The organism is Pseudomonas tremae, from assembly GCF_001401155.1.
Lineage (GTDB): Bacteria > Pseudomonadota > Gammaproteobacteria > Pseudomonadales > Pseudomonadaceae > Aquipseudomonas > Aquipseudomonas tremae.
Genome location: NZ_LJRO01000090.1, coordinates 143,531 through 158,628, shown reverse-complemented (window position 1 = coordinate 158,628; position 15,098 = coordinate 143,531). Strand labels below are relative to the sequence as shown.

Genomic DNA, 15,098 nt, shown 5'->3' with positions numbered 1-15,098 from the left:
GATGCAGGGCATGATGACCCGGCAGACAAATGCTTTTGCAGTTTCTGCAGGCGGGTGAATAGCATAAGTACGATCAAATATTAGAAACTCCGACACCCGACGTTTTATGTGAGCCAAGGATACGCAGCTGCAGGAAAACTCCAGGCTGTCACAGCTAAGATAGCTCGACAGCCTGGATAACGGTTATTGCCAGTTGCTGGCAATAACCACGTCCAACGATGCCTGATAGCTGTCGGACAACTTAAGTTCCCCGGCAGCAGGAGGCGCGAACGCGGCCATGGCTTCGACCAACTGATCAACCTGGCTTCCCATCAGGACTTTGCCGTCGGCGGTACGGAATTGCTCAATCTTCTGAGAATCTTTCCAACTGTCCGAGCTCCAGAAAGACCAGTTCGATACCGTCACTTTATCAGCAGTGCCAATGACACCGACTTCCAGATCCCAACCGTTCTTGCTGAACCACAATTGATCTGCCGCAATATCTGCGCCGAATTGCAGTACATCAGTGTTGGCATCAGGATCGAAATCGTCGATAACGTCTTGACCGTCGCCTCGCTCAAATTGGTAGAGATCATTACCCAGACCGCCGCTCAGTCGATCATTGCCGGCCCCACCTGTCAGAGTGTCGTTGCCTGCATCGCCATAAAGCTGATCGTTACCAGAGCCCCCCGACAGAATGTCGTTGCCGCCCAACCCGTGAAGTTCGTCGTTGCCATCCAGACCCGCCAACGAATCAGCCAGCGCATCTTTACCGTAAAGGACATCGTCGCCCTGACTGGCCATACCACTACTCATCGTTGTGATCGCATCAGCTCCCCAGGTTGTTCCATCAGAGAACTGAATCTGCTCGACCTGGGTCGAGCTATTGGAAAACCATCCAGACACCGTAAGCTTGTCGGTTGCCCCTGCGATGCCTACATACAGATCGTATGTACTGCGGCTTAGCTGGATGTCGGCAGGCGTAAGGTTTTCTGCGATCTTGATGACATCCAGATTGCCTGCAGTACTGTCGTAATCGCTGATCCAGTCTTGTCCGGCGCCACGATAGAAAAGATAAGTGTCGTTGCCAGCGTCACCATAAAGGCTGTCATTGCCGGCGCCACCATCAAGGGTGTCCGCACCTGCACCACCGTAAAGCGTGTCTTTGCCGGCACCGCCATTGAGCGTGTCATTACCCGACAAACCGTAAAGTTTATCGTCCCCACCCAATCCGTTCAGGATATCGGCAACGGACTCATCCCCTTGCAGAACGTCGTTGCCTTCACTTGCAACGCCTTTGACCATGGCTTTCAGGGTCGCAACATCCCAGAGAGTGCCATCCGCAAACTGAACTTGTTCGACCTGCGAATCGGCAGAATAAAACCAGTCGCGAACCGTTATTTTGTCCGATGTTCCGATAATTGCCAGTTCGAGGTTGTCTCCTGTTCGCGAGGCCTTGATATCGGTTGAAGCAATACCTGACGCCAGTTTGATCGTGTCGATATTGCCGGCGGTCCAGTCGCTATCAAAGATCACATCCTGACCGCCGCCACGCTGAAACAGATAAGTATCATTGTCGGTGCCGCCATAAAGCGAGTCGTTGCCAGCGCCGCCATCCAGTGTATCGCGCCCCATTCCGCCATCAAGCATGTCATCGCCCGCGCCGCCCAAGAGCACATCGTTGCCGGCAAGGCCATAAATCTGGTCGTTACCGCCCAGACCATCGAGCTGCTCACTGGTTTCGTCCCCATAGAGCGTGTCCGCCACTTCACTGGCAACTACCTGCGAAAGACGTTTGAGATCGGTTGGAGACCAGACGGTCCCGTCAGCAAATTCGACCCGTTCAATCTGCGCGCCAGGGTCGGTATAGCTGTAAATCTTCATCCAGTCTGTCGTGCCCTTGATGGACAGATAAAGATCCGAGCGCTCTTGCTTCACGACGACATCATCAGGAGCGATATCGGCAGCCACCTTAATGATATCGACGTTGCCGACAGTGGTATCGTACTCAGTGATAGTGTCTTGCCCCATCCCTCTGTAGAAAAGATAAGTGTCGTTGCCTGTATATCCCGACAAATAGTCATTACCGGCACCGCCGTCCAGGATGTCATCGCCCACATCACCGCTTAGGGAGTCGTCGCCTGCACCGCCATTCAAGGTGTCGTTGCCTGCTCCTCCATACAACCAATCGTTACCACCCCCTCCGCTCAGCAAGTCGTCGCCTTCCTCACCGTATAACTTGTCGTTGCCATTGAGGCCATCGAGCACATCGGCCCCGACATCGCCATACAACGTATCAGCGGCATCGCTGGCGACGCCGCGAGTCATGGTTTTCAAGGTATCGACACCCCATACCGTCCCGTCAGCGAACTCGACACGCTCCACCTGATAGTTGATGTTATTGAAGAGCGTGACTGACATTTTGTCCGTCGTGCCCTTTATCGAGAGATACAAATAGTTGCCATCACGACTAACCGTCACATCGGCGGGTGCAATATCGGCAGCGACCTTGATGGTATCGATATTGCCGACGGTCCAGTCGAAATCAGTAACTGTATCTTGCCCCATACCTCGGTAGAACAGGTAAGTGTCATTGCCGAACTGACCGGACAAGCTGTCATTTCCCGCACCGCCATCCAGGATGTCATTGCCCGACGTACCATAAAGCCAATCGTCGCCACTCTGCCCGTTGATAAGAGTTGCCGTTGTATCGCCCATAAGAGAGTCACCGCCTTGAGTTGCTGTTATTGATCCGTTTTTTTCACGTACTACCTTTCCCTGAAACTCTCCTGTGCATGCTGCTGCAACGGACTCAGGAAATACTCAATTACCCGACGCTTGTTCGTCTTCACTTCCGCCGTCACTGCCATACCCGGCGACAACTTGATGTCCACGCCATTTACGTTCAGCGTGTCGCTGTTAAGGCGAATCTTGCTGCTGTAGATCAACCCACGCTTTTCATCTTCGATGGCGTCATTGGAGACGCTGATAACTTCGCCTTCTATCGTGCCGTACTTGGTGAAAGTGAACGTCTCGACCTTGACGGTAACGGGCTGGCCAGCACGGACGAAACCGATGTCCTTGTTCTCCAGCATGGCTTCCACTTCCACCGGCTGGCCATCAGGGACGAGAACCATCAGCGGTTGTGCGGGGGTGACGACGCCGCCGACGGTATGCACGGCCAGTTGCTGGACAGTGCCGTCTACCGGCGCCTCGAGAGTGGTGAGGTCTTCCTGATAACGGGCCTTGGTCAAGTCCTGATTGAAAGATGCGATTTTCTGGTCGGCCTGTTGCAGCAAGTCGAGCATGGCGCGGCGGGTCTGGGCGACTACGCCTTCGCGACGACGTTCTGCTTCCTGTCGGGCGGCAGTGGATTGCAGGACGCTGGCTTGCTGCACGCTCAGTTGGCGTTCAAGGTCCAGGCGCGCCTGTTCCTTTTCAAGGTACGCGTGGCGGGCGATGTACTGCTTTTTCAGCAGGTTTTCGTAGTCACTGGCCAGCTTGGTGGCGATAGGCAAGGTCTTCTGCAGGCTCATTACCTGGATGCGTGCCGCCTGGATATCGGCCTGGCGTTGCTGAATCTCGGCATCGACCAGGTCCAGGCTGCTGCGGTATTCCTGATACTGGCCCTGCAACCAGCGCTCAGCTGCCATCACATGCATCGGGTCGGCATCGACAATAGTGCCGGCCAGATCCCGAGGCGGTTTGCGCTGGTTGATTGCGTCGAGCATGGCTGCCGCCCGCGCACTGTCAACGCGTGCAGCCAACAGGTCACTGCGAACACGTCCCACATCGGCATCGGCTGATGTGGAGTCCAGTTCCAAAAGCAACTGACCCGCCTTGACCGATTGCCCGTCACGCACATGAATCGCTTTGACCACCGCCGTTTCACTGGACTGAATGGTTTTGGTCTTGCCGCTGGGAATGATTTTGCCGCTGGCGGTGGCGACTACATCAATCTTGCCCAGACAAGCCCACAGCAGCGCCAAGGCGGCAAATAGCATGATCGCCCACATGAAAATACGCGGCGCGGGGTGGCTCGGCTTGTCCTGCAACTCCAGCGCAGCGGGCAGAAACTGCACTTCATGCGCCAGGCGCCTGGGCGCTTCCATTTCACTGCGCTGACGCCAGGATTGCCGCCAGACACGGCGATAGCGCTGTAAAAGCCCGGTGGATTCAGCTTTAGACATGACTGCCTCCTTGCTGCAAGCGGTGGAGACGCGAGTAGTGACCCGCTTGGTGGGTCAGCAATTCGGCGTGGGAGCCCTGCTCTACAATTTGCCCGCGATCCACGACGACGATGCGGTTGGCATCGCGAACGGCGGACAGTCGATGCGCGATGATGATGACCGTGCGCCCTTTGCAGATAGCCTGCATGTTCTGCTGAACAATGCGTTCAGACTCATAGTCCAGCGCACTGGTGGCCTCGTCGAAAATCAGGATTCGCGGGTTGCCCATCAGGGCACGAGCAATAGCGATGCGTTGGCGCTGACCGCCAGATAACGATGCGCCGTGCTCGCCAACCATCGTGTCGTAACCCTCCGGCAGCTCAAGGATGAAGTCGTGGGCGCCAGCCAGTTTGGCCATTTGCATCACCGCTTCCAAAGGCGCCCCGGCATCACTCAGGGCGATGTTTTCGCGGATGCTGCGGTTGAACAGCATGTTGTCCTGCAGTACCACGCCGATCTGGCGGCGCAAGGACGAAACGTCTGCCAGGGCCAGGTCCATGCCATCGACCAACACCCGACCGCGCTCCGGCACATAGAGGCGCTGCAACAAACGCGTCAATGTGCTCTTGCCCGAACCGGAACGCCCCACCACACCGATGACTTGCCCCGGCGTAATAACAAGGTTGATACCTCGCAGGATCTCCGAACCGTCCGGGCGATAGCGAAAATGCACCTGATCGAACTCGATACGCCCTTTGATAGGTGGCAACGCACTGCGATTGACTTGCGAAAGTTCGTTACGGGTATTGAGGATGTCGCCCAGACGCTGGACCGATACACCGGTTTGCTGGAAGTTGGTCCACAGTTGGGCAAGGCGCATGATCGGTTGAGCGACACGACCGGCCAGCATGTTGAACGCAATCAACTGCCCCACCGAAAGCTGGCCGTCAATCACAAGACGAGCACCGAACCACAGCGTTGCGACAGTTACCAGTTTGCCGATCAGCGAGACGCTTTCATTGGCGATGGTCGACAGGTTCTGGGTTTTGAAGCCCGCAGCAACATAACCCGCCAGCTGGTTGTCCCACTTTCGAATGGCTTGCGGTTCTACCGCCATGGACTTAAGGGTGTCTATACCGTTGACAGTTTCGACCAGAAACGCCTGATTCTCTGCACCACGAGCAAAACTGTCGTTGAGGCGTTTGCGCAAAACCGGAGTGATAAGCACCGACACCAGAATGTAGAGCGGCAGGGACAGCAATACGATCAACGTCAGCCAACCGCTGTAGTAAAACATCACCGCAATGAACACCACCGAGAACAGCACATCCAGCAACAGGGTGATGGCATTGCCGGTCAGGAAATTACGGATGTTTTCCAATTCGCGAACACGCGCTACCGAATCACCTACGCGGCGCGCCTGAAAGTATGAGAGTGGCAAGGTGATCAAGTGACGAAACAGCTTCGAACCCAGCTCTACGTCGATGCGGCTGGCGGTATGCGCAAATACGTAGGTGCGCAAGCCGGACAGGGCCGACTCAAACAGCATGACCCCGGCAAGGCCAACAGCGATGACGTCAAGAGTCGTCAGGCCGTGATGGACAAGTACCTTGTCCATCACTACTTGAAAGAACAGCGGCGTGATCAACGAGAAAATCTGCAGGACGAAGGAAACCAGCATCACTTCACCCAGCAACTTCCGGTATTTGACAATGGCAGGAATGAACCAGGTGAAATCGAAACTTGAAGACTCGCCCGGCGTGCCGGCCTCCGAGCGAATAAGTAACAGCTGTCCGGTCCAGCGTGCCTGCAAGGCCTCGAAGGTAATGACTTCAGGACGCTGAGCCAATGGATCGTGAATTAACGCCTTGCCTTGATCGAGGCGCGCAATGATGAAGAACCCGCCGTTGTTGTCCACTGCTATGGCGGGGAGTGGTGTACGGTCCAGACGCTCAGTGTTGGTCTTGGCCGCTTTGGCTTTCAAACCGAGTTTGCGGGCTGCCAGTAACAAGCTGTCTTGCGACAGGGATTGATCAGGACTACCAAACTCATGAGCCAGTTGCTCTGGCGAAGCCGCTACCTGATGGAAGCGCGCAAGCATGACCAGCGAGGCCAGTCCGGTGTCGAGACGAGGGGCATTGTCAGGCGTCCGAGCGCCCATTTCCGAATCATTCATTGCGCGTCCCTGCCGACATGCCTTGAGGTCGGCAGTCTCATCAGATGTTCAAATAAGAGTGTGAGTTACTTTCGTGGGTGTGATGCTTGCAGCGTCAACATCGCCAAATCTCAATGTTTGAGGCAGGCAATGCCAACACCTTCAACTGCCTGTCGGCAAAAAATCACGGGCCGGGTCGTAGTCCTGTTTCAAGTAGCGCGCCAGTGCTTTCAAGTCATCAGGACTCAGGGTGCCTGCCGCCTGTTTAAGCTTCAGGTTGTCTAGGATGTAGTCATAACGAGCGTCGTTATAATCACGCACGGCTGCGTACAGTTGACGCTGAGCGTTGAGTACATCCGCAATATTGCGCGACCCCAGGTCAACACCGACCTGATTAGCCTCCACCGACTTCTGCCCGGAAACGATGCTCTGGCGACGGGCGATGATCTGCTCTATGCCTGCGTTGATACCGCGAAATGCATTGCGGGTATTCAGTACGACTTCACGGCGGCGGTCCTCCTGTTCGTCCTGACTCTGATAAAGACGCTCGGTGGACTCTTTGATCTGGGAATTGGTCATTCCGCCCGAATACAGGGGAATATTAAGTTCAATACCGACGCTGCTTTGCGCTACCCGGTCGCGATAACCATTACTGCCAAAGTCAGTGGGATTGCTGTACCCAAAACTATCGTTATCACCTTTGCGATACGACGCTACTGCATCAATCGTGGGCGCGTGACCAGACTTTCGCTGGCTGAGCGTGTGCGTCGCGGCACTGACTGCGTATTCGCTGGCCTGAAGTTCCAGGTTCTGTCGAACAGCGGTGTCCACCCAGGCTCGGGCGTCATTAGGCACCGGCGCCTCTACGGGTAACTGATGCCCCATACCGGCAATAGCGCTGTATGTGCGCCGCGTCAGGCGCTCCAGCGCTTCATAGGCATCATCCACTTTGCGCTGAAACTGTTGCCGATCGGCGCGGGCGTTGTCGTAAGCGGCTTGGGCATCGTACACATCAGTGATACTTGAAGCTCCATCCTCAAGCCGCCCCTGCGCCTGATCGCGCTGGCGCAGCAAGGCAGCCTCTTCCGCCTGAGCTGCGGCAAAAGCGTCCAGTTGCCTGAGTATTTCGAAATAGGTCTGAGCAGCCGTCAGAATCAGGTTTTGTTCCTGAGCGGCAAGTTCGAGCTCGGCCTGGATGACACTTGACTGCGCCGCCTTCAACTGGAACCAGCGATCAATACGGAACAACGGCTGACTGAGATTCGCCCGAACAGTTGTACCGCTTCGCTCGCGGCTCAGGGCAGGCTCGTCACGCTTCAAGCCCGTCACTTCGGTTGTCGCGCCGGCAGTCAGGCTCGGCAATAGCCCTGCGCGCGCCTGCGGGACGGCTTCAAGCTCTGCCCTGTAAGCGTGGCGCGCAGCAGACAATCGAGCATCGTTATGGGATGCAGCCTCATAAACGCTCAAAAGATCTGCTCGCTGCCTTGGCATATCCCGGCCTTGGCTACCAGCACCATACACAGCGCTTTTATCAGCGGGCGCAGGAGCCGCGAGCAAAGGAAGTGCGACGATAGAGAACAAGAAAAGCAGCGTTGTTTTGAAAGCATCAACGTACACAGTGCGTCCTTGCGATAGCATATTGACATCAAAAAGTTGGACAATCCTGGAACGCCATCACTATGACGTCAAATAAATGTATCGACCCTTTATCTGGTTTGTTGAACTTTTTTTAAAGCTAATTTGCCATGTAAGACCCCGCGTTATTACGCTAACCTGATTGATCAAATAAACCGATGCATTCACATCTTGAACACAACTAATATTTGCCAATGATCAAAGAACTGAAAACTTTTATCGCCGTTGCTCGGGATGGCACGTTCGCCGCTGCCGGAGACCGGATAGGCCTGACTCAGGCAGCGGTAAGTGCGCAGATGCAGCGTCTTGAGGCGGAGCTGGGGGTCAAGTTGTTCGACCGCACAGGGCGTTCGGCGCAGTTGAATCGTATGGGCCAGCAAGTGCTGTTACAGGCTCAAGAGCTGCTGCAGCTATACGGCAATCTGGGCAGTGACGCCGTTGGGCTGGCCCCCGATGTGCTGGTGACGCTGGGGGCCATTGCTTCTGTGCAACGCTCGTTCTTGCCGGACGCGCTCGCACTGTTTCATCAGCAATGCCCACAATGTCGAACCCGTATCATTCCTGGGCTGTCGATGGACCTGGTCAACCAGGTGGACGCTGGCGAAATCGATCTGGCAGCGATCATTCGTCCACCCTTCTCGCTGCACAGCGACCTGCGCTGGACCACCCTGACACGCGAACCCTATTGCCTCATCGTCCCGGCCGATGTGCGAGGTGATGACTGGTCTGCGCTGATCTCGAATCAGCCCTTCATCCGCTATGACCGATCATCGTTTGGCGGCCGCCAAGTCGACCGTTTCCTGCGTAAGACGCACGTCGCGTTACGGGAGGTGTGCGAGCTCGATGAACTGGACGCGATCGTCAAACTGGTCGCCAACGGCGTGGGTGTTGCGCTGGTCCCGCAGACAGCCACCCTTCAGGCATGGCCAGCGGGGGTGCGGGCCGTCGATCTGGGGCAACACACGTTTCATCGTGATATAGGTCTGGTGCATCGGGCGCGCAGAAGTCTGGCAGAGCCAGTAAAAGAACTCGCCCGACTGCTGACGGCGCAGGGTCAGGAAGTGCAGTGACCGGGGCCACTGCCAGTACGCAAACGTTATTTGGCGAATAGCTGGCTCATGTCCTTGAACGCCTTGAACTCAAGTGCATTGCCGCACGGATCAAACAGAAACATGGTGGCCTGCTCGCCAACTTGTCCTTTGAAGCGGATGTAAGGCTCGATGACGAACTGCGTGCCGAACGACTTCAGGCGCTCGGCCAATGCCTCCCACTGCACCCACTCCAGAATGATGCCGAAATGCGGAACCGGCACGTCGTGCCCGTCCACCGGGTTGCTGTGTACGCTTTCCTGGGAAGGGGTCTTGGGTTGTTCGTGTATCACCAGTTGATGGCCATAAAAGTCGAAATCGACCCATTGCGCACTGGAACGGCCCTCGGCAAGCCCGAACACTTCGCCGTAGAAAGTGCGTGCGGCGGCCAGGTCATAAACGGGAATTGCCAGATGGAAAGGAGAAAGGCTCATCAGAACTCCGGGGACGTTTTTATGGGAGGCGGTCGTCGAGGCTGCTGTCTCGCCAAAACGATCCGCTTGAATCTGTCCTCATCCTGGGGCTTGCGAGCGAAAAATAAAATCAACATGTTTTGTGGACAAGCACAAATAATATTTGTGCCTGTCCATACATCAGTGCTTCAGGACTTAAGCATCAAGGCTGACCGGACAATTTCATGATCATCCGTGACAGCAAGTAAATCCTTGGCGCCACGCTGCCCACCTCGGCGTATTCTTCCGGCGTGTGAATATTGCCACCGACAATGCCGAAACCATCCAGCGTCGGCGTCCCCACGCTCGCAGACAGACTTGAATCCGCCGCCCCGCCACTGCCTTCAATCGTCAGTGTGCGGCCCAGTTCGCCATAGATGCCTTGTGCCATAGCGACCAGCGCATCGGACTTCGGCGTTTGCGGCATGGGTGGCAGGCCGCGCACCAGGCTGGTCTTGACCTCGGTATCAGGCACTAGCTTGTTGGCCGAGACCCTGGCGAGATCTTGCTCGATCCGGTCGAACTCCTCAGGCACCGCTGCGCGGACGTCGGCCTTGGCGCTGGCCTGATCCGGAATCACGTTGGTGCGATCACCCGCCTTGAGGACCGTGAAGTTGATGGTGGTTTTCTTCTCCTCGTCCCCCAGCTTGCCGAGTTGCAGGATCTGATGCGCCACTTCGGTGGCCGCATTGCGCCCCAGTTCCGGGGCGACGCCTGCGTGGGACGCCTTGCCCTTCACGTCGACCAGCGCCGTTGCAGACCCCTTGCGCCAGACCACAAGGCCATCGGCCGGACGCCCTGGCTCCAGGTTCAGCGTGACATCATGCTCTTTGGCAGTCTTTTTGATCAGGTCGGTCGCGACCACCGAGCCGGTTTCTTCACTGGCGTCGAGCAGCACGGTGATCTGCGCGTAGTCAGTGAATTTCAGGTTATGCAAGACTTTCAGCGCGTAGATGGCAGCGACGATGCCACCTTTGTCGTCCATCACGCCAGGGCCGTAGGCACGACCATCCTTGATATGGAATGGTCGTTCTGCCGCCGAACCTTCTTTGAATACCGTGTCCATGTGCGCCATCAACAGGATTTTCGCCTTGCCGGTGCCCTTCAGCGTAGCGATGACATGATGACTGGCCTCAGGTGTATTCGGCACCTGCTCGATGGTTGCACCGAGCTTTTTCAGCTCGTCGATAGCGATATCACTGACCTTGGTAAGGCCCGGCACATAGCCGGAACCCGAGTCGATGTTCACTAGGCGTTCGAGCAGTTTCAAGGCCTCGTCCTGATATTGCTCCGCATCGGCCTGAATCGCCTTGTGGGTTTCGGCCATCGCCACCTGTGCCGAAGTCGTCAAGGCCAGTGCCAAGGCCAAGTGAGCAGCCAGTGGCGAGCGAAAAAATGGGCGCATGGTTATCTATCCTTGTTTGCATGAACGGGTTTTTCAGAAACATACCCTACCGCGTTGTCAGGCGTCACGAGTGCGATGCGCCTGTATCGCACGTTAAAGTCCGTTCGCGCCTGCGCTCGAGCTTTTCGAACAGCAGCCAGTAAAGAATGGGGATCAGGCCCAGCGTCACCAGCGTGCCAAGAGCAAGCCCGCCCATGATGGTGATCGCCATGCCTTCCCAGAGCGGACCGGCGAACAGCATCAAGGGGATCAGGCCGATGATGCAGGTCAATTTGGTCATCACAATCGGTCGCAAGCGCTTGACCGCTGCATTGACTACCGACTCACGTACAGAAAGCCCGCCCTCGCGCTCGGCTTCAATGCGCTCCAGTAGCAACACCGCGTTATTGACAATGATCCCCGCCAGCGAAAGCAGTCCGAAGGTGGCCATGAAGCCGAACGGATACCCCGTAAGCACCAGCGCCAACGCTACGCCGATGAGCACAAAGGGCACGCTGGAAATGACAATCAGCAATTTGCGGAACGAGTTGAACTGCCAGATAAACAACAGCAGCATCGCCACCAGCGCATGCGGCATGTACTGCAGCAATGCCTGGTTGGCTTCGGCCGAGTCCTCTATCTCGCCACCCAGCTCAATGCGATAACCGGCAGGCAGATTGAGCGCAGCGATTTGCGGTGCCAGTTGTTCGACGATAGACGTAGCCGTCAACGACGGGTTGTGCCCGACCACGGTGATGGCCCGCTCCAGGTTGCGGCGCTGGATGGTCGAGGCTTCGGCTTTTGGCTCCACAGTGGCGATAGCGGACAACATCAGCGGGGCGGCACCTGAAGCCGGATAGATCAGCGTACTGTCCAGCTCGCTGGCGGGCATGCTCGGTGTGCCCTGCTCGCGCGCCACGATAGCCACGGCGGTTTCGCCATCCTGCATTGAAGACACGCTCAGGCCGTTATTCCTCAGTTGCAGGGCCTGCGCAATGTCCTGAGTCGAAACTCCGGCATGCAGTGCCTTGTATTGATCGACCACCACGTCATACCGCAGCAGCCGGTTGCGCCAGTCATCATGTACGTCCAGCGTACCCGGCAACGCCGACAAGGCCTGTTCGATCCTGCGCGCAATCGTGCGCAGTACTTTTTCGTCCGGGCCGATCACTCGATAAATCGCGACGCCTGCCTCGGTGGTGCCCAGTGAAAAGCGTTTGGGCTGTGCTTCTATTTCGGGGTGCTGCGAGAGAAGAAAATGCCGGGTTCGTTCAATCACCTCATCGACATTGGCACCGTCGCGCACGCTGACCGTGAAGTAGGCAACGTCTGGAGCGGACAATGGCGGGTTGAGCCCCAGAACGATTCGTGGACCACCATCGGCCACATAGCCGATGCTGTCTTTGACGTCCTTGTCATTACTCAGCCACTGGCTGATATCACGCACCGCCTGTGACGTCGCACGCGAGCTGCTGCCCGGCTCCAGAACCAGCGGGATCTGGAACTGCATGCGGTCCGACTTCGGTAGAAAGTCGTAGGGCACATGAGTCAGCACTGTGACCGCGATTACCAGCAAGACCGCCATGCTGCCAATGAAAATCAGGTAGTGCCTCAGCAGTCCCTCGATGACTTTTCGATAACCGCGATAGAACACAGATGCATATTCATCGGTGGCAGGCTCCTTTGAATCAACCGGAGACCGGGCGAAGTAAAAGCACAGCAAGGGCGTCACCGTCACACTGAGCAACCAGGAACTAACCAGCGTGGTCGCCAGTACGATTGCCAGTGAACGCAGGTATTCATTGGTACTGGTCTGGCCCAGAAAGAATGGCGAGAACGCCAGCACGATGACCAGTGACGAGGTCAGCAGGGGAATCATCAGCGTTCGCCCCGCTTGCTCACACGCGCTTCGTCGATCCTCTCCGGCATGCAGTCGGCGCTCGATGTCCTCGGCGATGACGATGCCATTATCCACCAGCAACCCCAACGCCAGAATGATCGCGGCGATCGAGACGGTTTGCAGCTCAATCCCCAGAGCACGCATGACCAGCAGCGTACTCAGAATAGTCAACGGCACGATCACCCCGACCACCAAGCCGGTGCGCCAGCCGAGAAACAGCATGACCACGCACATCACGATGACGACCGTTTCGGCCATGACGTGGTACATCTTGCTCATCTCGTGCTTAACCACGTCGGACTGGAACGTCACGATGTGCAAGGTGAAGCCGGCCGGGAGTTGCTGTTCGAGCTCTCCGAGCCGCTTGCGCAACGCGCTGCCGAACGTCTGGACATTAAGGCCCGGCTGCATCGATACCGCCAGAACAACAGCATCCTGCCCTTGATAAATGGCCTCGGTGTCCGGTGGATCGGCTGCGGCCACCGACACCCTGCCCAGGCTTTGCAGCGCAACCGTCTGACCGCTGGACAACTGCACGGGAAACTGGCGAAGCTGCTCAAGCGAAAGTATCTCGCCACTGACCGAGAGCGTCGTGCTCTGCTGGCCGATCACCGGGTTGCCTCCCGGCGCAATAACATTACGCGCCTGCAACTGCTGCATTAGCTGCTGAGGCGAAAGCCCGGCAGCCGCCAGTGTCTGGTGATCGAAGTCCAGATAGATACGCTCTTCTTGCAAGCCGTAGAGCTCGACCTGATCGACACCATCAAGCTCATAAAGCTGGTTGCGCAGCCGTTTTACCGGTCTGCGCATTTCGCTCATGCTGAAACCCGGTGCCGTCACCGCAATGGAAGCTACCGCAACCCGGCCAAAATCGTCATCCACAAAGGGGCCTTGGGTACCCGCTGGAAAAACACCGCTCGCTTCACCTGTCTTGGCCCGCAGTCGCTGCCACAACAGCCCGAGGTCCTTGACGCTGTCATAGGCCGTGACCTGCACAATCACCCGGCCCGGCTTGACCGTAGTGACCACGTTCCTGATATCCGCCAGTTCACGAATTTTCTCTTCAAGCGGCCTGGCAAGCAGCTCCTCGGTGCGTTCAGCGGAAAGACCAGGCAGAGAGACGCTGACCAAGGCATCCCGAACAGTCACCGAAGGCTCTTCCTGAGAAGGAAAACCCATGAAAGTAGCGACGCCGGCCAGCAAAATCAGGCCGGCAGCAAACAGGGTCAGGCGGCTTGCGCGCATTGCTCGATACGTAAGGTTCATGGCGCACTTCCGCTCAAACGCGTACTTGGCTGAAACAGGCTGACAGCCTGCCCGTCCTGCAGGAAGGCGGCTCCGGCAGTCACCACTTGTTCACCTGCAACCAGCCCGCTGGCGATAACCGCTCGCCCTTCTCTGACCGGTCCCAAGGAGACTGCGCGGATCGACACCGTTCCACCCGGTTGATAGACAAATACCTCGGCCGTGTTGCTGCCAGCTCCCATCCATAACGCTTGTATCGGAATAGACAGCGGCTGCGGGCCTGATTCGAGTTGCATCTGCACCAGCAGCGTGACGCCGCTGGGCAGCGTTCGGGCGGGACGCAAGACACGAAATACCGCCGTTCTGACCAGCCCGTCATCGGCCCGTGGAGAAATACCTTCAAGAGCCAGATCGAAGCCTGACGTGTTGTCTGCCGTGCGCGAAGCTCTGGCGAGTTCGCCGGGTTTGAGCTCCTCGGCAAGCGCAACCGGAACAGCCGCGACCACCTGCTGCCCCTCGCCGGATTCGACGTCAAGCACTACCTGCCCGGCAGGCAGCACGCTGCACGGTTCGGCACGGCGCGCAACCACTCGCCCGGAAAAAGGCGCAAGCATCTGGCTACGCTCCAGATCACGACGCGCCAGCGCTAATTCAGCCTGGGCCCGAACCTGCTCGGCCTTGGCTTGCTCGCGGGATGCCAGAGCCGACTCGACAACGCTTTGCGCAACACTGCCTGCAGCGAGCAGATTCTTCTGACGCTGGTAGTTTTGCTCACGCTCGACTGACTGGGCTGCAGCCAGACGCGCGCTGGCCTGCGCCTGCTGCAGATGCAAGGTTGCAGGCTGTCGATCAAGACTGGCGAGCAGCTGGCCCTTCTGCACCGCGTCGCCGACATCGACGCGTATTTCGCTCACGGTGCCGGCGGACTCGAATGCCAGACTGGCGCGCGCCTGCTGCCGAACGGTGCCGATAAAGCGCATCGTGGCCGCCTCGCCAGCGCGCACCGCGTCGACCTTGACGGCACGCACGGCAGCAACGCTGGTCGGGTGTTTGTCGCTGCATCCACTGAGTATCAGGACGATCAAGGCCAG

General features: G+C 57.3%; 9 protein-coding genes. 1 reads left to right on the top strand and 8 read right to left on the bottom strand.

All coding sequences use genetic code 11. The features are described 5' to 3' along the window. Positions 1–183 precede the first annotated feature (183 nt). The 4 genes from ALO43_RS07275 to ALO43_RS07260 form a co-directional block, all read right to left on the bottom strand. Positions 184–2,697 carry a calcium-binding protein gene (locus ALO43_RS07275; RefSeq protein WP_053932722.1) on the bottom strand — a complete coding sequence of 838 codons (2,514 nt, stop codon included), beginning with the start codon at positions 2,695–2,697 and terminating at the stop codon, positions 184–186. Between the two features lie 50 nt (positions 2,698–2,747). After that, the gene (locus ALO43_RS07270) at positions 2,748–4,169 is read right to left on the bottom strand and encodes an HlyD family type I secretion periplasmic adaptor subunit (protein WP_054997308.1); all 1,422 of its coding nucleotides are present in this window, start codon (positions 4,167–4,169) and stop codon (positions 2,748–2,750) included. Next, the gene (locus ALO43_RS07265; RefSeq protein ID WP_054997307.1) at positions 4,162–6,324 is read right to left on the bottom strand and encodes a type I secretion system permease/ATPase; all 2,163 of its coding nucleotides are present in this window, start codon (positions 6,322–6,324) and stop codon (positions 4,162–4,164) included. Before ALO43_RS07265 ends, ALO43_RS07270 begins: the two co-directional genes overlap by 8 nt. 141 nt (positions 6,325–6,465) lie before the next feature. Continuing rightward, positions 6,466–7,941, bottom strand: coding sequence for a TolC family outer membrane protein (locus ALO43_RS07260; protein WP_081000224.1), 1,476 nt, complete (start codon positions 7,939–7,941; stop codon positions 6,466–6,468). Between the two features lie 191 nt (positions 7,942–8,132). Between ALO43_RS07260 and ALO43_RS07255 the strand changes: the two genes are divergently transcribed. Continuing rightward, the gene (locus tag ALO43_RS07255) at positions 8,133–9,008 is read left to right on the top strand and encodes a LysR family transcriptional regulator (protein ID WP_024691197.1); all 876 of its coding nucleotides are present in this window, start codon (positions 8,133–8,135) and stop codon (positions 9,006–9,008) included. Positions 9,009–9,034: 26 nt separating this feature from the next. Here the strand turns inward: ALO43_RS07255 and ALO43_RS07250 are convergent, their stop codons facing one another. From ALO43_RS07250 to ALO43_RS07235, 4 genes are all read right to left on the bottom strand, one after another. Further along, positions 9,035–9,460: a VOC family protein gene (locus ALO43_RS07250; RefSeq protein ID WP_024669404.1), complete on the bottom strand. Its 426-nt coding sequence runs from the start codon at positions 9,458–9,460 to the stop codon at positions 9,035–9,037. 181 nt (positions 9,461–9,641) lie between these two features. Then, on the bottom strand, positions 9,642–10,883 hold the full coding sequence (locus ALO43_RS07245; protein ID WP_054997306.1) for a M20/M25/M40 family metallo-hydrolase: 1,242 nt from the start codon (positions 10,881–10,883) through the stop codon (positions 9,642–9,644). 64 nt (positions 10,884–10,947) lie between these two features. After that, positions 10,948–14,028: an efflux RND transporter permease subunit gene (locus tag ALO43_RS07240; RefSeq protein ID WP_054997305.1), complete on the bottom strand. Its 3,081-nt coding sequence runs from the start codon at positions 14,026–14,028 to the stop codon at positions 10,948–10,950. Further along, entirely contained in the window at positions 14,025–15,092 is a 1,068-nt protein-coding gene (locus ALO43_RS07235; RefSeq protein ID WP_054997355.1) for an efflux RND transporter periplasmic adaptor subunit, read from the bottom strand. The genes ALO43_RS07240 and ALO43_RS07235 overlap by 4 nt, the downstream gene beginning before the upstream one ends. Positions 15,093–15,098 lie beyond the last annotated feature (6 nt).

What these genes read in the sequence shown, in the direction of transcription:
- ALO43_RS07240 (WP_054997305.1), bottom strand. Translation starts at nt 14,028, where the DNA reads ATGAACCTTACGTATCGAGCAATGCGCGCAAGCCGCCTGACCCTGTTT.
- ALO43_RS07275 (WP_053932722.1), bottom strand. Translation starts at nt 2,697, where the DNA reads ATGGGCGATACAACGGCAACTCTTATCAACGGGCAGAGTGGCGACGAT.
- ALO43_RS07260 (WP_081000224.1), bottom strand. Translation starts at nt 7,941, where the DNA reads ATGCTATCGCAAGGACGCACTGTGTACGTTGATGCTTTCAAAACAACG.
- ALO43_RS07255 (WP_024691197.1), top strand. Translation starts at nt 8,133, where the DNA reads ATGATCAAAGAACTGAAAACTTTTATCGCCGTTGCTCGGGATGGCACG.
- ALO43_RS07270 (WP_054997308.1), bottom strand. Translation starts at nt 4,169, where the DNA reads ATGTCTAAAGCTGAATCCACCGGGCTTTTACAGCGCTATCGCCGTGTC.
- ALO43_RS07245 (WP_054997306.1), bottom strand. Translation starts at nt 10,883, where the DNA reads ATGCGCCCATTTTTTCGCTCGCCACTGGCTGCTCACTTGGCCTTGGCA.
- ALO43_RS07250 (WP_024669404.1), bottom strand. Translation starts at nt 9,460, where the DNA reads ATGAGCCTTTCTCCTTTCCATCTGGCAATTCCCGTTTATGACCTGGCC.
- ALO43_RS07265 (WP_054997307.1), bottom strand. Translation starts at nt 6,324, where the DNA reads ATGAATGATTCGGAAATGGGCGCTCGGACGCCTGACAATGCCCCTCGT.